Annotated in this window: 18 protein-coding genes and 1 pseudogene; all 19 read right to left on the reverse strand. The window is 34.0% G+C overall.

Annotated features, from left to right (window positions below; all coding sequences use genetic code 11):
• A complete protein-coding gene (locus tag H4J76_RS16080; RefSeq protein ID WP_259377154.1) occupies positions 1–1,491 on the reverse strand; it encodes a lipopolysaccharide biosynthesis protein in 1,491 nt (496 codons plus the stop codon).
• Positions 1,492–1,494: 3 nt separating this feature from the next.
• Complete coding sequence (locus tag H4J76_RS16085) at positions 1,495–2,271, reverse strand: LicD family protein (RefSeq protein ID WP_182230938.1); 777 nt, start codon at positions 2,269–2,271, stop codon at positions 1,495–1,497.
• A 317-nt stretch (positions 2,272–2,588) separates the two neighbouring features.
• Complete coding sequence (locus H4J76_RS20045; protein ID WP_259377155.1) at positions 2,589–2,810, reverse strand: adenylyltransferase/cytidyltransferase family protein; 222 nt, start codon at positions 2,808–2,810, stop codon at positions 2,589–2,591.
• Between the two features lie 25 nt (positions 2,811–2,835).
• A complete protein-coding gene (locus H4J76_RS16095) occupies positions 2,836–4,104 on the reverse strand; it encodes an ATP-grasp domain-containing protein (protein ID WP_182230939.1) in 1,269 nt (422 codons plus the stop codon).
• On the reverse strand, positions 4,101–5,189 hold the full coding sequence (locus H4J76_RS16100) for a DegT/DnrJ/EryC1/StrS family aminotransferase (RefSeq protein ID WP_182230940.1): 1,089 nt from the start codon (positions 5,187–5,189) through the stop codon (positions 4,101–4,103). Before H4J76_RS16100 ends, H4J76_RS16095 begins: the two co-directional genes overlap by 4 nt.
• On the reverse strand, positions 5,186–6,049 hold the full coding sequence (gene rfbA, locus H4J76_RS16105; RefSeq protein WP_182230941.1) for a glucose-1-phosphate thymidylyltransferase RfbA: 864 nt from the start codon (positions 6,047–6,049) through the stop codon (positions 5,186–5,188). Before rfbA ends, H4J76_RS16100 begins: the two co-directional genes overlap by 4 nt.
• Positions 6,050–6,054: 5 nt before the next feature.
• Positions 6,055–7,104, reverse strand: a complete 1,050-nt coding sequence (gene rfbB, locus H4J76_RS16110) for a dTDP-glucose 4,6-dehydratase (RefSeq protein WP_182230942.1) — start codon at positions 7,102–7,104, stop codon at positions 6,055–6,057.
• A 189-nt stretch (positions 7,105–7,293) separates the two neighbouring features.
• Positions 7,294–8,331: a UDP-N-acetylglucosamine--undecaprenyl-phosphate N-acetylglucosaminephosphotransferase gene (wecA, locus tag H4J76_RS16115; RefSeq protein WP_259377156.1), complete on the reverse strand. Its 1,038-nt coding sequence runs from the start codon at positions 8,329–8,331 to the stop codon at positions 7,294–7,296.
• A 14-nt stretch (positions 8,332–8,345) separates the two neighbouring features.
• Positions 8,346–9,386, reverse strand: coding sequence for a Wzz/FepE/Etk N-terminal domain-containing protein (locus H4J76_RS16120; RefSeq protein WP_310734079.1), 1,041 nt, complete (start codon positions 9,384–9,386; stop codon positions 8,346–8,348).
• Between the two features lie 419 nt (positions 9,387–9,805).
• Positions 9,806–11,923: a YjbH domain-containing protein gene (locus H4J76_RS16125; protein ID WP_182230944.1), complete on the reverse strand. Its 2,118-nt coding sequence runs from the start codon at positions 11,921–11,923 to the stop codon at positions 9,806–9,808.
• A 238-nt stretch (positions 11,924–12,161) separates the two neighbouring features.
• Positions 12,162–14,102: a nucleoside-diphosphate sugar epimerase/dehydratase gene (locus tag H4J76_RS16130; protein ID WP_182230945.1), complete on the reverse strand. Its 1,941-nt coding sequence runs from the start codon at positions 14,100–14,102 to the stop codon at positions 12,162–12,164.
• 380 nt (positions 14,103–14,482) lie between these two features.
• Positions 14,483–14,837 (reverse strand): annotated as a pseudogene (locus H4J76_RS16135) (UTP--glucose-1-phosphate uridylyltransferase); the annotation flags it as partial.
• A 257-nt stretch (positions 14,838–15,094) separates the two neighbouring features.
• Positions 15,095–15,649, reverse strand: a complete 555-nt coding sequence (locus H4J76_RS16140; RefSeq protein ID WP_182230946.1) for a sugar transferase — start codon at positions 15,647–15,649, stop codon at positions 15,095–15,097.
• 33 nt (positions 15,650–15,682) lie between these two features.
• Positions 15,683–16,609 carry an NAD-dependent epimerase/dehydratase family protein gene (locus H4J76_RS16145; RefSeq protein ID WP_220466045.1) on the reverse strand — a complete coding sequence of 309 codons (927 nt, stop codon included), beginning with the start codon at positions 16,607–16,609 and terminating at the stop codon, positions 15,683–15,685.
• Entirely contained in the window at positions 16,599–17,405 is an 807-nt protein-coding gene (locus tag H4J76_RS16150; RefSeq protein WP_182230947.1) for a glycosyltransferase family 2 protein, read from the reverse strand. The genes H4J76_RS16145 and H4J76_RS16150 overlap by 11 nt, the downstream gene beginning before the upstream one ends.
• A 461-nt stretch (positions 17,406–17,866) precedes the next feature.
• Entirely contained in the window at positions 17,867–19,108 is a 1,242-nt protein-coding gene (locus H4J76_RS16155; protein WP_182230948.1) for a hypothetical protein, read from the reverse strand.
• Positions 19,109–19,144: 36 nt separating this feature from the next.
• Positions 19,145–19,627: a DapH/DapD/GlmU-related protein gene (locus tag H4J76_RS16160; protein ID WP_182230949.1), complete on the reverse strand. Its 483-nt coding sequence runs from the start codon at positions 19,625–19,627 to the stop codon at positions 19,145–19,147.
• On the reverse strand, positions 19,627–20,838 hold the full coding sequence (locus H4J76_RS16165) for a hypothetical protein (RefSeq protein ID WP_182230950.1): 1,212 nt from the start codon (positions 20,836–20,838) through the stop codon (positions 19,627–19,629). Before H4J76_RS16165 ends, H4J76_RS16160 begins: the two co-directional genes overlap by 1 nt.
• Positions 20,839–20,844: 6 nt before the next feature.
• Positions 20,845–21,633 (reverse strand): phytanoyl-CoA dioxygenase family protein, encoded by a 789-nt coding sequence (locus H4J76_RS16170; RefSeq protein ID WP_182230951.1) that lies wholly within the window; start codon positions 21,631–21,633, stop codon positions 20,845–20,847.
• Positions 21,634–21,668 lie beyond the last annotated feature (35 nt).

Raw genomic sequence — 21,668 nt, forward strand, 5'->3', positions numbered from 1 at the left:
TTATCTATTACCTAATTTAAATTTTTTATTCAATACTAACTTATAACTGAAAAATGTAATGACCAATATTGTCATATAAAATCCAACAAGTTGAACTAGCAGTGTTACTTTATTTTCAATAATATCTTCATCATATTCTTTTAGTAACGCATAAGCGACTATAGACACTAATAGGGACGGAAGTACTGCTTGAAACAACCAGTGTGAATATTTTATCGTTTTCATTTTCCCATGTATATATGGTACCCAAAATATAAAAGCGATCACTCGAAAAAACAACCATATAATAGCTACGGCGATTACCCCGTATTCGCTACCAAAAAACATGATTAATGGTAATGAACAGAGCAGTAGGGCCATGCTATACCTTACATGATATTTTAAGTCGCCTTTGGCAACTTGCTGATAATATTGAAAACCAGCCACAATTAAAAACGCATTACCGAGCGTGTAATAACTTAAAATATCTTTTCCCCAGTTTGCTGCTTCTGTACTTCCTGTGAATAAGTAAATAATATTTTGCGAAAAGCCTGCTAATACAATTGCACCTGGAACAATAAAAATACAAACGAATTTTGTGAATTTTATATATATCTGTCTAAATTCATCTAGTTTACCATCAGCGTATAACGCTGTTAACCTAGGAATTAACACTGTGCCTATAGGAAACCCTAATAGTAAAATACCGTTCGCTAACATAATACACACGGTAAAATACCCATATTCAGATAAGGTTAATAATTTTGACATTAACACTTTGTCAGCTTGTGCAATAACAACCGAAATAACAGCAGTAATCGCAACCGCTTTGGCAAAACGACCTAACTTTTTAACATTATAAAAACTAAAATGATCTGGTAACCAAAAATTAATCCCCAGTAACTTTCCTATTCGATATCGCATAACAAGTAGTTCAACCATTGCTATAATAAGGTGAAAACCGAAGTAAAGTTTTAAACTTGGGTAATAGATAACTAGAAGCAAACTGATGGGAAAGCGTAAAGTATTTATAATAATGCTTACGCTGTTTATCCATAAAAAGTCTTCAGAGCCCCTAAGTGCAGAGAGATAAAGCACCGATTGAAACCGTACAGCACAAACAATAAAAATAAGTAATACAATACTCGAAAGTAATTCAACAGGTAGATCAGATTCAAACCACTCAATTGCAAACCAATTATTTGCAAATAATGCAACAATAAGAATAAGTAAGAGGAAACAGAAAAAAATCAACTCAAAGGACTTGATTACGGATATAAGGTAAGTATTTTGATACTGTATTTTTTCTTTCGCTATTTCTCTTGATAAAGTAGGATTAAAACCAGAACCGAGCAAATTAATAATGACTTGAGCTACGGTAAAAAAACCTATGAGTCCAAAAGCATCACTGCCTAATGTAGAAAATAAAAAGGGCATCACCGCAATGCCAATTATTGCCGCGTATCCTTGCGAGAGATACGAAGTAATGGTGTTTGTTTTTAAACTCGCCATTTCCTAGTCTTTTAACTTTTCTGTAATAGCATAAGTCTCTTCATAGTGTATCCATGACTCTTTTTCTTCTTCTGATGGAATCCTTTCCCAATCACCATATCTAGTTGATAAAATTTGTTTACTCTCTTTTGGAATTTGAACATCTAAGTGTTCAAATTTAGCAGGGACTTTATCACTAATTTCTTTGAACGAATAAAACGTATTATAATCTGCCTTAGTAAAAACGGTATCCCCTTTCACTCGAGCAAGATTTATATCAAGAAAGTTAACTATAAATTTCCCAAACATACTTCGTCTAGAAATAGAACGGCCACGGATCTTAGAGCTTACTTTATGTATAAAAAGAACAATTTTCTTTAAACTTTCAGACTTAGGTAGGTGATATATAGGATATATATCAAGGCATAAACCTAATTCATTAACATCAAAATCTTCATGATTAGCCTGCAGACAATCATCATTTATTTTTACTATTGTCGTTGGATCTGCAATTCTAACAACCCAATCAAAATAAGATTTATGGTATGAATCATAATATTTGGCCTTTTTTGATTTAAACACAGTTCTCAGTTTTTTGATATCCTTAGCATCAACGATGATATCAATATCATCGTCCCATGGAATAAAACCTTTATGCCTAACTGACCCTAATAAGCTTCCATAAAAAATGGTATAGTCGATTTTGTTTGCTTCTAAGACATCAATAATAACTGTAGTTAGCTTAAGTAATCGCTCTTTTACATCTGAAGAATTTAGTAGCTCAAGATTTTTTTTATTCATATTAATCCATTCTTATTTAAACTAACATTCAACTAAGGAGATTTCCCTTAACAAGTCAAATTTTCATGTTAGCTAACTTATTTTAACGAGAGACTTTTTACTATACTAATAAAATCATGTAGAGAATTTTCAATTCAGTCTCATTCGTTATGATCTATGTTTGCTAAAGCACTCTTAATATATGTGGTAGAGACGTCTTTTGTGCGAGGTAAATACACGACTTCACAACTATCGGCGAGATCATCAACCCCCCTTTCCAATCATCTCCCATGGCAAAACGTTGGCCAGATATTTATTGATATCATCTCTTTTTGTTCCTAATTATACTCAGGGAAGACCTTCGATACATACTTACAACTTCTGAGGTTCTCGACTCTTTCCTCGTATGAGAAAAAGGACTCTACACCTTTTAAAATATTGAATTCATCTGATAAAACACCAACAATGAATTTATCTCCAAGCAGAGATAGAAGCTTTAACAACCGAATATGGCCAACATGAAACAGATCAAATGTTCCATAAGTTAGGACTACTTTCATTTGTGTCCTACTTCAAATACCATAGTTATAAAAGAGCTTCTACACAATCCACTGAAAATGATGGGATCCCTTTAGATATAACATCTTCTCTTTCTCTAAAAGAGTCATCAATAAAAATAGCATCGGTGTGAGTCATTATTGCAGATTTTGGTGATTTATCAGTGATATGAAAAATTTCATCAAATAAACCAGTCAATCGATATTTTTTCAGTGATACCGATAAATTATATTCATGACGAGTAACTAAATAAATTGAACAATTGTTATTAATTGCCTTATATAAAAAAGCGACTAGCTCTTCATTTACCTTATCATCAATTATCAAGCAATCATCAAAATCAACATACACATGCTTATATTCTATATTTAATTTATATTTATTAGATAAAGCTCTTTCTTGCTTAACTTGAAAAGTATTGATAGCTAACTCAACCGATGTAGCATTATGAACATATAGTGATAGCTCCGCAAAGTTAACACCTCTAACCCTATTGGTTGACATAGAGCCCGCTATTCTGGTTGCAGCTTCCATTAAAACGAGTTCACCCGCATTATTTTCTTTAACTTGAAAGAACCACATACCTTTAAAGGATAATTTTTTACTGATATTTTTAGCAAAATTTAAAAATAGCCCATCAACATCCTTAATGGTGGAAGTACTTACAGAAATGCCATTTAAAACCCTACTTCTGATTCTAGGTCCTGCATATAATAATTCACCCTTGTGATCTGTAAAACAATCAACCGTGTATTCATTACCAGGTAAGTACTCCGTAATAATATTTTCTTGAAAGTCTGCATGAGAAAGCTCTGAAATTTCTTTAATTATACGAGCTCCTTTACTTCCTTGACCTACGTCCGGTTTTAGGAACAATGGAAAATTCACATTTTCAACATCTTTAATACTGTTATAAATATAAGGTGTTGCTACAACATTATTTAAACAATCATATGTTAATTTTTTTGAACGACAAATACGATTAGTTTCAGCACTAGATGTAATAACCTTTACATTTTCCCCAAAGCACTCCGCGTTTTCAGACAATAGCAAAGCTGCAGAATCATGTGCAGGAAAAACATGAGTCACTGAATGCTTGGAGATAAATGATTTTAAGTAATCTAAAAATTCAGGTTCATCAATGAAAGGGGCATCTGAATAAAATTCTTTATACACAGTAGAGGAGTAATCGATAAGAGAGTTTAATCCAATTAACTCTATGTTTTTAACACCTTTTAACGATCTAGCAATTTCAAGTCCAATTTCTGTTCCACAAGGAACAACTAATACTTTCATATTTCCCCCACCACTTTTTTAACTACTTTAACAACTGCATCAACATCAGAAATTGTCATATAAAAATGCAATGGTAAACAAAGTACACTTTCAACTATCTGCCTGCTATTTTCAACACCATAATCTTTCGATTTGTTAAAAATACTTTCTAAAGATGGAGAGAAATAACTACGACTTTGTATATTGTGTATTTTGAGTTCATTGACCAGTAACTCTTTTATGTCTTTATTCTTTAAAGAAATGGCCATATAAGCACCATTAAAACTTGAAGAGTCAAACCATAATGGCATGTCTACGTAATGCTTTAATTCGTCACGATAATACTCAAAAAGTGTAGCTCTATGCTCAACTATATTATCTATTTCGTCCAAAAGGCTTAAACCAACTGCACATTGATACTCATTTAATTTTGCATTAATTCCTGCTTCAGTGATATTGCCATTATCATCTATACCAAAATTAATTAAGCGTTTAGCTCGTTCAAAATCAGCTTTACGTTTAAAGACGATAGCTCCACCTTCAACGGTATGAAACACTTTAGTCGCGTGAAAGCTTAGCGTACTAGCATCACCAAAACTAAGCACGGATTTACCGTCAACATTGACAGCAAAAGCATGAGAAGCATCATAAATGATATTTATATTATATTTTTTTCCAATATCATCAAAACGATTAATATCACAAGGGTTACCATAAACATGGGTTGCTACAATCGTGTCGACATTCGAATCATTATCTAATACTTTCTGTACTTGTTTAGGACATAGGTTATAAGATTTTTTATCAATGTCACTAAAGGAAGTTTCTATACCCTGCCAAATTAATGAACTGGCGGTAGCAACAAAACTAAAAGGGGTTGTTAAAGCACTTTTGACGTTAAGGGCTTTATATGCAACCTGTAATGCCAATGTGCCATTAGAAACTAGCAATAAATTTTCAACCCCTAAGTAAGCCTCTAATCTTTGAGTTAGTTGCTGATGTAGGGGACCAAAATTAGTATACCATCCGCTATCATTAACTTGTTCTATGTATTTAGTTAGCTTTTCTAAATTGGGTTTAATCGGCTGATTTAATTTAATTGTCATTTTACTAAGCTCATTAAATACTTACCATAACTATTTTTCATCATTGGTTTAGCGAGTTCTGTTAACTCTTCTCCTGACAACCAATTATTATTAAAAGCAATTTCTTCTAAACAAGCGATTTTAAAACCTTGCCTGTGCTCAATCGTTTGAACAAACTGCCCGGCTTCTAGCAGCGATTCATGAGTCCCTGTATCTAACCAAGCAAAGCCACGGCCCAATATTTCTACACTTAATTCTTTTCTTTCAAGGTAAGCATTATTTATACACGTGATTTCTAATTCCCCTCGCTCAGAAGGTGTGATAGATTTTGCAATTTCAATTACATTATTGTCATAAAAATAAAGGCCAGTGACGGCATAATTTGACTTGGGCTTATCTGGTTTTTCTTCAATTGAAAGTACAGTCATATTATCGTCAAAATCGACTACTCCAAAACGTTCAGGATCTTTTACTTGATATCCAAATACTGTAGCGCCTAATTGCTTTTGTGCTGCATTAAGTAACTTAGGAGAAAACCCTTGTCCATAGAAAATGTTATCTCCCAATACTAGGCAAACATTATCATCACCAATGAATTTTTCACCAATAATAAAAGCTTGTGCTAAACCATCTGGGCTTGGCTGTATTTCGTAGCTAATATTAATACCAAACTGAGATCCATCTTTTAATAAACGTTGATATCCACCAATATCATCAGGAGTTGATATAATTAATATATCCCTGATTCCCGCAAGCATTAATACTGATATAGGATAAAAAATCATTGGCTTATCATAAATAGGTAATAACTGCTTTGATACACCTTGAGTAATTGGATATAGGCGTGTACCTGACCCTCCAGCTAAAACTATTCCTTTCATTTTATCTATGCTCCTAAGCGCTCTCGTTGATAAGAGCCGTCTTGAACTCGTTTACACCATTTAGCATTAGCTAAGTACCATTCAACCGTTTTTCTTAAACCAGTTTCAAATGTTTCTTTTGGTGTCCAGTTTAATTCCTTTTCTATTTTACTTGCATCAATGGCATAACGAATGTCATGACCTGGACGATCTTTAACAAAAGAAATTAGTTCTTTATAGTCACTTTTCTGTGGCACCAGTTCATTTAATATGTCACAAATAGTTTCAACGACTTCAATATTTTTCTTTTCGTTATGACCACCTATATTATAGGTTTCACCAACAATTCCTTCAGTAACCACTTTAACTAATGCTCGCGCATGATCTTCAACGTAAAGCCAATCGCGAATTTGATCACCTTTACCGTAAATAGGTAAAGGCTTCCCTTCTAAGGCATTTAAAATGACTAATGGAATTAGCTTTTCTGGGAAGTGGTAAGGGCCGTAATTGTTTGAACAGTTGGTAATAATCGTAGGTAGACCATAAGTACGGAGCCACGCCCGAACTAAATGATCACTTGAGGCTTTAGAAGCAGAATATGGTGAGCTTGGATCATATGATGTTTCTTCAGTGAATAAATCATTCGTTCCGCCTAAATCACCATAAACTTCATCAGTTGAGATGTGGTGAAAGCGGAAATTAGATTTGCAATCATCATCTAATCCTAACCAATACTGTCGTGTTGCTTCTAATAAGGTGTAAGTACCTACAATATTGGTTTCAATAAATGCAGCAGGACCATCAATAGAACGATCGACATGAGATTCTGCAGCTAAATGCATAACTGCATCGGGCTGATGTTCAGAAAAAACTCTATCAAGTTCAGCTCTATTACAAATATCAACTTGTTCAAAGACATATCTTGCAGAGTCAGATATGTCTGACAATGATTCTAAATTACCCGCATAGGTGAGTTTATCTAAATTGATCACACTATCATTGGTATTATTAATGATGTTTCGAATAACGGCTGAGCCAATAAAACCAGCACCACCTGTAATTAAAATCTTAAACATAAATCTCTACTTATAAATTAATGATGTTGATTATTTTCAACATCAAAACTCAGTTATTTTAACACCCTGAGACAAGACGGTCATCATTGAGACACATATTGATTGTCTCAATCAACATCAACCTATTAAAAAAGCCCTTATCAATAAGGGCTTAATTATTAAAACCTTCTTTCATACCAATAGGTTTGCCTATTTAACTTTTTCAAATTTTGTTATTTTTCGAATAACGAATACATAACATGCAAAGACAAAAATAAACCCTGTCAGCATAATTACATCTGGTGTAGCAAAATATTCACCCGCTAAACCAATTATCGACATTACTACTGCAAATATAGAGATAATAAGCAAAGTTTGACGAGAGCTATAACCAACACGTTGAAGTATATGATGAAGGTGGTCTCTGTCAGGCTTGAAAGGTGATTTACCATTTTTATAACGTCGTACCACTATTGCTAACATATCCATTAATGGTACGGCGCAAATCCACAGTGCGGTTACAGGCCTAAATGAGGCGTTTTCATTTTGAGTCCCCATAGTAAGCAACCAAATAACACTCAAGCCAATGAACATGCTTCCTGCGTCACCCATAAATATTTTTCTTGCTTTGGACGCTAAACCTAAATTAAAAATTAAATAGGGAATAGTCGCCGTAGCAAGTATTAACGGGTAACTCACGTAATCGTTTTGTCCACTCATGATAAATAGAATAGCGATAGCAGTAAAAGTATTAATGCTTAAACTACCGATCAACCCATCAATACCGTCAACCATATTAAAAGCATTGATAACAACAATAATACCTACATAGGTAAATATAATACCTACAGGGCCTAGTGTTACATCACCTAAACCAAACAAGTTACCTAAGTTTGAAATATAACCACCTACACCATAAATCATTAGACTAGCAACAATAAGCTGGCCAATAATTCTAATACGTACTTTCAAGTCAAATTTGTCGTCTACCGCACCAATGAAAACCATCATTGCTGAGGCAATGAGGTACATACGAAGTTCTAAAGTATTAGGAAGCCATAAAAGACTAGCCATAAGTACCGCTATAAAGATTGAAATTCCGCCAATAAGCGGAATATGTCCGGCATGCAATTTTCGTTCGCTTGGTTTGTCAACTAAGCCAACTTCTATTGCTACCGGTTTAAAGAACTTAATTGCGATAAAGGCAAAGCAAAAAGCGGTAAGTGCAGAGATAAATACTTCCATCATAATTTCATATTAGCTTACGCTAAATTTTCGTCCTTTGGTTTAGTCGATTTATTATTCTTAGTAAAGTGTCTGATTAATACGATAAGTACCGACAATATACCACCCAGCATTGTACCTAGTACTACAATTAATGCACGCTTAGGGCCAGACTTTTTTTCTGGTACTTGAGCAGGGTCAATCGTTTTTAAAACATATTCTGCTGAAACCTTAGTTAGCATCATATTTTTTGTTTGCTCTTCAATCAATTGATAAAAAACAGTTTCCATGGCACTTACTTCTGTGTTCTCAAGTTGTTTCGTTAAATAATCAATAGAAGATTGAGCTTCTTTTTCATCTTTTTCACGCATAAAGTCATTAACGTCTTCAACTAACCAAATTAGCCATTGTTTTGCTACTTCAGGTGAATAGAATGCAACATCGATTGTTACTAGCGAAGTTGCTTTATCTTGTGTAATGGAAAGTAATTTTAAAAGTTCTTGATAGGCTTCCCAAGAAGACGGTTCAGACTTTTTGGGGTATGAGGCTTCTCTTAACCATTTTTTATTTTTACTATCATAAAGTTCTTTATTAATAACGAGAGAGTCTGTTGCTCTATCCCAATTTTCACTTGCCATTAATGGCACTAACAATTCGTGTTTAATAATAAAGGTTTCAAGGAATGCACGTGACTTTATAATTTCAAGAGCTAAAGCCGTTTTATCAGTACCACCGCCACCTAAGCTAATTCCAGCAAGACTAGCTAAGCCACCAAACTGTCCAGCAAGAGCCCCCATTCCACCGGCAGAATCTGATGAGGCTGGCGCTAATAAAATTGATGCTTTATAAATATCAGGTTTTGATAAGGCAAAAGCTATAGATGAAACAGCAAATATAAATGAAATAACGATGATAATATATTTCCCTGACCATATAGCACGCCATAATTCTGCTAAGTCAATATCTTCATCTGAGTTATTATTTTCGGCAAGTTGCTGAGCAAGCAAAAGCGCTTCTGGAGAAAACGGTGTAGTGGATTGCTGAGTACTATTATGATCCGGTTGATTCTGATTTGGCACTTGCAGATTTTCCATTCTTAACTATTTGAATAACAATAGGACACTTTCCTATTAAAGGTTGCGAATTATACGGTATTAAATGTTGTTAAGCCACTGTTTTGCTGATATTCAATGATGGTTTGCCATTGCTCTTCGCTGCGTATAATTCTCATGGTTATCTCGGAATTGAACTATGCTGCTATAGATATCGGAGCTAGAGAATTAGAGAAAGGTATCGTTAACTATAAGTTTAAGTTTAAGTTTAAGTTTAATGAAATCATATAAGGTACTCAGATCTAGCACGAAAAAGAGTAATGATAATTCAAATTATTGATTGCCAAAAAAAACGGCTACATAGCCGTTTTTATCTGTATTTACAACTTCATCTCGCTCCCAGCAACTCAAATTGTCACTGGGTTTTATTAAAAATGGTAAACATATTAACGCGCTTGATAATACACCTCTTTTAAGCGATTCGAATTTTCATAAACATACTCACTGCCTAAACGGTCATGATTATAGAAGGCACTATCAAGATTATAAAACTGCTTAGTGTTATCGCCAGTTCCTGGTGTTAGTCTATTCTTGCTTTCCCCAACGAGCGTACTCACTGAATAATTCCACTTAGGCTTACCTCTTACTTGAAAGTATTTATTATTGTAATCTTTACGTGGTGTTAGCGGTATTGAAAAGCCAAGACCAATAAATTGATTAGCTTCTTCACCATCAATTTTTGTATTTTTATAGGTTAAATTTAACGACACATCACCAAACATTCTCTCTACTTTAAAGATTAAACCTTTATCGCGTTGCCAGTACTTCCCTACCTGTAGTTCAGCGGTCGCATTAAGATGAGCGTTATAATATTTATACGTACCAACAAGAACCTCTCTTGGTTCAGGTTCTTTTGGCGACCTACAACGCAAAGCTAAAATATTACACCCCGCGTAAGCCCTGCCTGTTGGTACTAATTGGTTTTCATATCTTGCAGTGAACAGGTTTAATTTATGAGCACCACCAACACTTTGCCAACGAGCTTCATTCGCTACATAGCTATAAGTATCACGATAGCGACCAAAAAAAGTCATGTTTTTTACCGAATACGGTAATGAAAAGGTCTGATGAAAGCTATATTCTTTTAGTCCAGTTGTTTGCTTATCATCAGCGAAATATTGACCATCTTCAAAGTTCTTGGTTTCAGCAAACTGTGCAACATGTGCGGCGGTTAAAGCAGCACCAGGCCATAAGGGTAATTCAACGTGGCTAATTAAGGCTACAGACGCATCAAAGGCGCCAAGCTCTGTACCCACTCTAGAGGCTATACCAGGCCAAAAGGTAAAGCGTGGTTTTAGCCAAAAATTATTACTATTATCAGCATCTTCCGATGTCAACCGCTCAGTGGCAAAAGTATCGGTTGATATATCAATTTTTAAAGGCTTATCATCTCTTAAGAAGGCATCATATTCAGCAATACTACCTTTTACGACTAAAGTTGATATTTCTCGCTCTTTCAGCACTAACGTAAAGTGCGAGTAATTATGATGTATGTTTTTACTTATAATCCCTAGAATAACGCCAAGCCCATCTATTTGGTTACGATTATAAATGTGATCTTCAAGTTCTACATAGACCGTATTTACATCAGCTTCAGCGACCCTGATTGATTCAAAACCTTCTTTAACCAGTAATTTTCTTAACCGTAATCGTTCAAGTGCTCCTGAGCGATAAGCATCATCTAACTCAACATCATTTATAGCTAATGCTACATATTCACCCGTTCGTTCTAATTCACCATCACCTTTACCATGGTTTATCGGCTTACTTTTTTGGTGCGATGAATGAGTACCTGCGTCATAATCAAGCGGTATAGTTAACCCTATGCCATAATAAACATCATCTTTTAATGCTTCGTTACTACTAGAAATAAGTAGTTCAGTAGTTAATTGGATACCGCTGCTCAACCACTGTTTAGGTGAAGATAAATGCATACCTAATTGAGTATCGGCTGCATCATATTCTGCTGAAAGCTTTACCCATTGATAAGGCTGCCATTCAACACCCGCAAAAACACCATCAAGGCGCCCTTGGTTTGAGTCGCTTTGTCCGATACCCAGTGAAATATTAACGTCTTCTAGGATATTTTTTGTCGCCACAGCATACTTAGCATCAAAATAGTTAGCTGCGCCACCCAGATCCTGAATACCTACCGCTAAACTAAACCAGTCCTTTGGGATAAAAGGAATACCTATTTTAATGTTGGCCGATAGATCTGTCGGGCTATTGCCACCATTGGGGGCTTGATAATCAGCTAACCGGGCTGATACTTCAACATACTTCCATAAACCGACACCAAAGTTATAATTATCACCGTTTCGATAACCATCAATTGTTTCAACTTGGTTACTGTATTTCAGGTAAAGCGTACCTTCATCAAACAATGTTGCTGTAGGGGTATTTATTAGTCCGCTATACCCTTGAAAAGACATAGTTGCCTCAGGTTCAGCGGCAGTAATAAAACAAGGCAGTAAAGCCAAGACAAACAAAATACGGTGCTTCATTTTAATAAATCCTAACAAGGTTAATTCTAACTATTGATAATAAGAGGTCGTAGAGCAAAATAGTTCCAGGTGCTGTGTAACTTGGCTCGACAAAAATCATAGGGTTTGTGTTGCTATAACTAGAAAAAACCATTCTGAGCATTCAACCCCGAATGGCTTTTAAATCACAATAACGAAAAACATCCACATGTTAATGACCACTTAAACAGCAAGTCACTAGTTTTCAAGTATTGGCATATTAAGTAACTTTTTTCAACGCGATAATTTCAGCTGTTTTCAACGACCCTTTTTCTTTTTGTAGCCACACTAAATCACATATTCCAACGGTGGGGTTAAATCCTGTTGGGGCCTTAAGCAATATCTCACGAATTAACTCATGGTCAAACGCATGACAGGCATTATCGAGTTTTTTTAGCAAAGGTTCTAGTTCATGCCAATCAAGCATGACTTCTTGCGCACTCATTATACGCTCATGAATAGTCCCAGAAACGTTATTCCCTATAAGAAGTTCTTCATAGAGCTTCTCACCCGGCCTTAACCCTGTACATTTAATAACAATGTCACCGTTAGGCTTGTTATCAGATTTAACCGAAAAACCACTCAAGTGAATAATTTTACAGGCTAGGTCATAAATTTTTACTGGCTCGCCCATATCAAGTACAAATACATCTCCACCTGTGCCCATAGCACCGGCTTGTATAACAAGTTGAGAGGCTTCAGGTATCGTCATAAAATAACGAGTAATGTCGGGGTGTGTTAACGTTACCGGGCCACCGTCCTTAATTTGCTTTCTAAACAAAGGAACCACTGATCCAGACGAACCTAAAACATTACCAAAGCGAACCATACAAAAACGTGTGGTATCTTGTGTTTTAGACAACGCCTGTAGTACCAATTCAGCCAGACGTTTAGTCGTACCCATTATATTCGTGGGTCTAACGGCTTTATCGGTAGAGATTAATACAAACGTTTCAACATTGGCATTTATGGCAGCACGCGCTGCATGGTAAGTACCAAAAACATTATTTCTAACACCTTCAACAACATTATGCTCAACCAATGGTACATGCTTGTATGCGGCAGCATGGTAAACAGTTTGTACGGCAAAACTTTTCATAACAGTTTCAATGCGATTAACGCGTTGCACTGAGCCCATAATAGGCAACACTTCTACGATTAAACCATGTGTTAATTTATATTCATTAAGCTCTTTATCAATAGTATATAAACCAAACTCAGACGACTCAAATAAAACCAGTTTAGCTGGCTGTAGCCGAATAATTTGACGACATAATTCAGAGCCAATAGAGCCACCAGCGCCAGTAACCATGACAATTTTACCCGCGATATTAGCATTCATTAACTCAGGTTTAGGTTTTACTGGGTCTCGGCCTAATAAATCTTCAACACCAACATCTTTAAATTCTTCAAGCTTAGCCTTTCCATCCAAAACATCAGCCATACCAGGAATAGTTAATATCTGCACGCCAAGTGAATCAATTTTACTCAACACTTCTTTGCGACGTGATCTTGAAGCACTTGGCATTGCTAATAATATTTTTTCTATCTTTTTACTTTTAATAAGGCTTGGTATTTCTTCGGGGGCATAAACATGGATACCTTGAATAACGGTTCTTTGCAATGCAACATCATCGTCAACAAAAGCAACAGCATGATATTCAGGCCCCTGTGATAAAGCGGTTGATAACTGACGTCCTGCAGAGCCCGCACCATAAATTAAGACTGAGTTTTTTTTATGCCAACGTGGGTGGCTAATGACCGCCCTTACGCCAACTCTTGAACCACCAATCAATATCAAACATAAACTAAAGAAAATAAAAGGAACTGTACGAGGCATAGCAACGGTAAATAAGAATGAAAAACCAATGATTAATACCGCAGAAAAAACACTGCCTAGGCCAATAGCCCAAATAGCTTGCATATTCATATAGCGTAGAACTGCACGATACAGACCTAATTTTACAAAAACGAGTAAACTAAGCGGCAACACACAGAAAAAAACTAACCAGTAGTCTTGCTTAAATAGAGGAGAGAAACTTTCAAGACGCATAAACAAGGCGAACCAAAAGGCTAAAAATAAAAATACTGAATCTATTAATAGTGAAATGGCACGCTTATAAGTGCGTGGTAATTTCAAAACTGATTGAATCAAAGTCATTAACTAATTCCTTTTATAAATTAAAATACATTTTCCTTTTACAGAATGATTTAGTATAAACTAAAAAAAACAAACTTTAACTGAAAATAAATGTACATGTGTGCATTTATTATAATAATTAACCTTCTGTATTAATGGAATGCAAGGGTCTCCTCGGTAAATTTTTTACTCTGAAGTTTCACTTACTGTTTCGGGTAATATAGTTCAATCACGACTTTTACCTGCAAAATTACAAACTGTCATATTCGAAGTACCTGGTCGAAGATGACAGTTTTTTAGCTTTAGCTGTTCAGGCTATCACTTAAACCGGAATCAAGTTTATTCTCATTTAGGCTGAATCTTAGGCCTGAAACCACAGATTCAGAACTTGAGAACAGTAATCACTGACTATTAACAATATCCTGTAAATAAGCTTTAAAGATCATCGCCTAGTTCAGCATGACGTAAGCCATACTCAACATTAGCTTTCATAAAACCAAGCTTAGAGCCACAATCGTGAGACTTACTTGTCATATAAAAAGCCTTAACTGTTTCAAGCTTCACTAGCATTGCAATAACGTCAGTCTACTGAATTTAATCACCTGCACCAGGGGGCGTAAACTCAAGTAAATCCCGAGATTTATTTGATAATACATTGCGTCCAACCACAGCTAAGTTTGAAGGCGCTTCATCAATAGATGGTTTTTCAATAATAGCAGACATTGCTTTAGATATACCTGATTCTAATTCATAGCCAGCACAATGGTTCAGGTATCGTATTATCAAACACACTAATGATAAAGAAAATAACTTGCTAGGGAATACAGACTTGGTAAAGATGCCACATATTAGAGAATGCAATGTGCACTTTTCTTGAATCTGAACCTGTAGGCGGGAATTTATTCGTGATTCTTTTACGGAAATTTATCCACACTTTGGTCATACCGTCATTCCCGAAATCTCTTGTCGGGAATCCAGCTATACCTATTTTCAGCACTATCAAATACCTGAAATCAAGCCCCCTTCACTCTATCACCAGACCCTTTACCCGTTACTGTCTGCAATATAAATTTAAAGTAATTCTTCAAGTTTAGTTCTCGAATCATTTTAGCATCTGTGTTTGCAAGCAATACAGGAGTAGACATATCTATGTTATTGACTTGTGCCTCGCCTGTAATACCAGGACGAACCGAATAAACATTTTTAGCTTCTCTAGCTTCAGTCAACTCTTGCTGATTAAACAAACCAGGACGAGGACCAACTAAGCTCATTTCACCTTTTAACACGTTCCATAATTGCGGCAATTCATCCAACTTAGTTTTACGTAAAAAATTACCAAGTGGCGTAATTGAAGCCGAACTAGCTAAGTGACTAGCCACTGACTTAGTATCAACAGTCATAGTTCTAAACTTAATAAGAATAAAAAGTTTTTTATTACGCCCAACACGCTCTTGTCTAAATATAGGAGAGCCAGTATCAAACAAACCCAAGATAAATAATATCAATAGAAATGGCAAAGCAAAAAGCAAACCAAAAAATGAAAAAAACAAATCTAATAAACGAATCATCAATATACCTTAATTTCTAAAATTCTAATTTTACTATTTCTTAACTGATAACTTAAAACCATGTTCAACACTATAAGCTGGCTGAAAGTTTAATGTTTTTTTTGTGTATTCAATATCCAACTGTAATGAGCCTGTTAATCGATCCACAACATCTTGCTTATTGAGCAATTTGGCTGCCAAATTAAATAACCAAACAGGTACCGGTAAAGCAAAGTTAGGTTTACCTTGTACTTTAGCCATTAAAGCAACAATTTCTGCGGTTGATAAATCATTATCATCAGAAGCTAAAAACACCTGATTAGCTGCATTAGGATGCTCAATACAAATCTGAATCAGATCACACAAATTATAAACAGAGACTAAACTGCGCTTATTTTTATTGATCCATCGAAAAGGTAGAGGCACACCTTTTTTAACTAACTTCATCAAGAATGCAAAGTTAGCTTTAACACCTTCGCCATAAACAAGTGGAGATCTAATGATGACAAAATCCATATCAGATTTATCACATATACCTTTCAACGAATTCTCAGCTGCAAGTTTAGTTTTAGCCGCCAAAGAAGTAGGGGCAGCACTAGAGTTAGAATCAATATTTCCAACATCACCGTTAACCAATACCGTACTTAAGAATATAAACCTTTTCACTCCAGATTCTTTAGCTTTTCCCGCAAGTTCTGACGTTAATTGATGATTAATTTCTTTATAAGATTTTTTCGAAAAACTATCATGAGCACAACCAGCTAAATGGATTATAGTATCAAAGCCATTTAAATCTTGAATAGTTAAATCAGAGATTTTTTCAATTAACCGTAGTTTAATATCATCTTCATTGAAATTAAACTTACACCTTGATACACAAGTCAAATTCAACGCATGTTTTAAGGTAAGTTTATTTATTAAATGACCACCGACAAAACCGCTTGCACCTGTTAGAAGTATATTCACGTTTTTAAAGAACAATGGAACTTGAAGAGTCGACTCTTCTCAATACTAATCGATACAACGATGGATATTTTTTCTTTATTATTGATAAAAGTGAAAATCTCACCGTATAACAAATAGAAGTGATTTTATTAATTCCTTCTATGTTATGTAGAATATAAAAGTAAGATTGAAAAGCATCTTTTTTGTTTGAAGATAAGGAATTACCATGCACTCGATAATTAGCTAGTGACTCATCAACATTATAGGCGTAATCAAATTGTTTCAGCATAGACAACCAAAGAGCAAAATCATGGCGTTTTTTAGTAAGAGGAAAATAAAATTTACCAAATTCCAGTACATCATATACCACGGTCAAACAACCTATGTAATTGGCTTTAACAAGTTGAGAGTAAGTAAGCTTCTTCGGAGCGAGTATATTAACATTTGAATTTACGACATCACCAAATTGAGAGTAATTTGTATAGGTAAAACCTACAGCGTTTATTTTCATATACTTTATTTGCTTTTCTAATTTATCTTTAGCCCATATATCATCACTATCTAGAAAAGCGATAAAGCGACCTTCTGCTATTTCAATACCGGAGTTTCTTGCTTTAGCAGCACCACCACTTACTTTGTTATTGATAATTTTAAAACGTGAATCTAATGCCACAAATTTATTTGCAATATTTAATGATTTATCTGTCGAGTTGTCATTAATCAGAATAGACTCCCAATGGCTGTAACTTTGATCGAGAATAGACTGCAGTGTTTCTTCTAAGAATTCTTCTGCATTATAGATGGGGGTGATGATTGTTGTTTCGGGTATCATTTTATAAAGCCTAATAGAAAATAAGTTGATGTAATCGGTGTACTATACTCTGAATTCAAATAATCTTTATCCTGAAGCTATGTTCAATTTATTAAACGGCTAAAAATGCTTTTATCTTACACTATAGTTAAACAGCCTATAAAATTTGACTTTAACATTGCTATATAATTAACTTTAGTAAGGGCAATTATTAACGTATTATTTTTATTGTTATATACAGCAGGGCGCGCCACCTAAATTTGTCTTATTATTAACGTAATACGCTCTTCATTTAGGTAAAGTGTTAAATATCAAGAATGAAACCATTAGAGTTGTCATTAACTATTGTAGGTTCCCTATCCAACCAGCTCTGTCTTTTAACTCTTTCTATTTATTCTTCAATTAGTCAGCTGCATTGTAATAGTAACAAATTGTTTATTGGATCTCATATACTTACTCTAATTAGGTGAGGTGGGGGTATTTTATTTAGTAAATACTGTATTAATATCTATAAATTTACCCAAAAAAACTACTGTGAAAAATAAAATAAAAATAGGGTCTAACAAATAAAAAATATTTATTGGAGATTCAAATAAATTAAGTAATAAAAAGGGTAAAACTATACAGCTTAAAAGATTTAATTTGATATCCTGATTCATATGATATGCAAGAGATCTATACAAAATAAAAACATAAACAGGGATAATAACTAATGTCAATGGAAATAAAGGTGTATAAAAAACTGATGATATTATTCCAGGAGAAGCTCCTGCTCTTTCAGCGTGGTTTGCAAAAACCACCATATAGTTCAAACGATTTACAGTATTAATAAGTGACGAGTCAAAATTGTCCAAAGGGAGTATTAATGAGAACCTATTATACAATGTTGATGTAATTGCATCAAATATATCATTTGAATAAGAAATACCATCGAATGAATGTTGCAACATTATTACTGAGGAAAATAAAGAGGTAGACATTCTAGGAAATAATATATCTCCATATCCCTTCAAGAAAACTATACCTTCAGCCGAAATAAGGTAAGCATAACCCACTTTATTACCTATACCTATAAAAATGACTAAAGAAGCAACAACTGGCACAAAAAACATAGCTACTAACATATTACGCCAATTAATATCTTTTGAGGTTAATAAAAAGACTTTTGGTTTGAACAACATGCATAGAAGAATTGGAATAGCTAAAAAATGCAATGATGAGTTTAAGGATAATACAGACGCAATTAGTATCAAAAACAAAGCGAACCTACTTTTACCTCCTAATTGACTACCATTAAGTATATGGATTAGCATTAAAGCTACTATAAAAAACATCATGGGCTTCATAAGAAAAAGTAATGATACTAATGGCCCTGCATTAGATAATCTGTTTATATGTCGGAAACTTGATGTAAAATTAAGACTAAAATTTACACTAAGCAGAAAATAGCAGAATGATACAACAAATATTAAAAATAAAGATAGGTTAGAGTTTAACCTTGAAAATCTTATAATTGGTATTTTCCCCAGATAATAAAAACAAAGAAATACAATTAAATTAAACAAAGGAAATAAAATAATAAAAGCAGAATACAACCCCCCATCAAAATTATAGTATTTCATATATCCTTTTTCAAAACCAAGAAAAAACAGTAAGCCAGGTAAGTAAATAATACATACAAAAATAAAAAAAGATTTAAAGCAAGCATAGTTTAGCGTTGTCATCAGTAGCTCACTCGCCTTTAATAAAAATAAAAATCATCAGATTACCGCAACATTATAATCTTTAATTACAACGGCAGGACAACCAGCCGCAACGGTATTACTGGGGATGGATTTAGAGACTACACTATTGGCACCGATTAAAACATTATTGCCTATATTTACACCTGGACAAATAAATACATTAGCGCCTATTAGAACATTACTACCTATACTAACATTAGAGTTTTTCTGAGATTTAACTCCGTTCAATATGAAATCTGAAGTTTGTATTGTAGAGGTATATATTTTTACGTTATGTCCAATAGATACGTCATCACCAATTTCAAGTACTGTTCCACTGGGTATATTAATATAAGAGTAAAAACTTATATAACAATTTTTCCCAACGTTGATACTCCCAGAACCATTAATCCTTATTAAAAATCCATTAAATCTAAATCCGCTTGGCAATTTATATTGTTTATAATAACCTCTATAAACGAAAATTTTAAAAACAAGACTCAAAAATCGATAAAACATTATAATGACCTCAACAATTTATTTGTATAAACCACACAAAAAAGGAGCTGGATCAACATCCCTATTAGTATTGAAAGAGCCATAAATTCAATTTTACCCGTTATAATAACTAAAATAATTCCAAAGACACCAAGAACTGAACTATAAAACACCGCCATGTTCTTCTTAAGGTAATTCATATATCCCATAAAAAACTTGCTGATTCCAAAAATAAAATACGCTGACGTTAATGTTATGATAGTTACAAATAACCCAGGATACTCTGACACATAAAACAATGAATATAAAATATATTGTGCAAATAGTACAAGTAAACCAATAGGAAAGACTAACATTATTTTGAACCTGCTCTTTCTATAATAAAATAAAAGCATATCATTTCTTTTATTGCATTTTTTAACTAAAAATGCAGCCCAAGCAGAAGCAAAATTATTTACTAAGAAAAGAGTTGTAGAAGAAATTAAAGCAGCTACCGCGTAAGAAGGTAGAAGACTCGGTGCAATACTACCAAGTATTAATTTATCACCAACTACAAGAAATGACATAGTTAATGAGCTCAAGACAACAGGATACCCATAATTGAGAGATAAGATTAGTTTTTCCTTTATATAAGTGACCCTCCAATCAAGGTTAAAATCCCTTTTAATGGCATGTAAACAAATAATAGCAAAGAAACCACTGGACAAAGTTGTTGTATAAAAAGCTGTGTTTAAATTGCCAAAGTAAAAATAACTACATACTAATAATAGAGAATTTATAAGTGTATAAACTAAAAAATAACCTCCATATTTTAAGAAACGTTGAGAAACTCGATAATACCCCATAACAACAAGTGATATAGAGTTAAAATAGCAGAGCATTAATAGACTAAACAACATATGGTAGTCTAAATCTATGACTTTGAAGGAAGAAAAAATCATAGTAATAACACTAATACTTATTAATATAATAGGCATCAATATAAATAATTTTTCCTTAATCAATTGGAAGTAATCATATTCGCTTAAATTGTACCTAAATATAACCACTGCCATAGTTGAACCAAACGGTATTATATTAATAAATAAAAGCATTAAACTTTGATAATAAGTAAAATTACCAAAATCATTATTCATAGCATTAGCAGCCAAATAAAAGTAACTCATATAAGCAACAAAGGAAGCAATGATGCTTACAGTAGATGTTTTACTTAAAATTGTAATAAAGTTCACTATAAATCACTGCCTCAAACGTTCAAAATGAGAAGGGACATCTCCATGCCAAAAGTAACAGAACAAAACATATCGGCTTCCTTCTTCTATAGGTTTCCCTCTGTGAAGACCTTTGGTATCAGCAAATGCGATAGTACCTTCACGGGCGGTAAGTTCTGTCACCGTATTATCATTTTTAATTAGATAGTTATTAATTACTTCCTCTGAAAAGCGATACTGACCAGCAGTGAAAATCCCTGCAAAATAAGCTTTTAATACATCCATTTTTTTGTGGGATGACCTTATATATTGGAATGGCCCATTTTTTTCATTGACATCACTAAGATAGCAAATTGCTTTAAACTGATGTGTTATAGGAGAGTCTCTGTGCCAACCACCACCAGAGCCAACATTTCCCTTTTTAGCATCAATTCTTGCAGCTAAAAGCATACCATTAGGTTTCGTTGTACCCGTATATCCTGCCAAGACTTTACGTATTAGACGATTATTATAGAATTTATTAAACTCTTCATCTATTTCATTAATAAAAAAAATTCGATGATCGGCTCCTACTTCATCAACCCAAACATTAGAAGAGTCATTTGCTATTAAATTATCAATCTTATTACGTAAATTAGAGCATTCCTCTGCGGTATAGAAATCAGTCTCTATAAATAATCCATATTGTTTAAGAGCATTTAGTATATTTGAAATACCCCCACCTTTTTGCTTCATTCTAATTTTATTCCCCAATAATCTGGAGCATCTTAAGAGCGTTTCGAGCATTTCTTTTAGTAATACTATTAATAATTTCATTTTATACCTTCAAGTAACCTATAGATAAGCACAGT

It is taken from the genome of Colwellia sp. BRX9-1 (assembly GCF_014077195.1).
Classification (GTDB): Bacteria; Pseudomonadota; Gammaproteobacteria; order Enterobacterales; family Alteromonadaceae; genus Colwellia_A.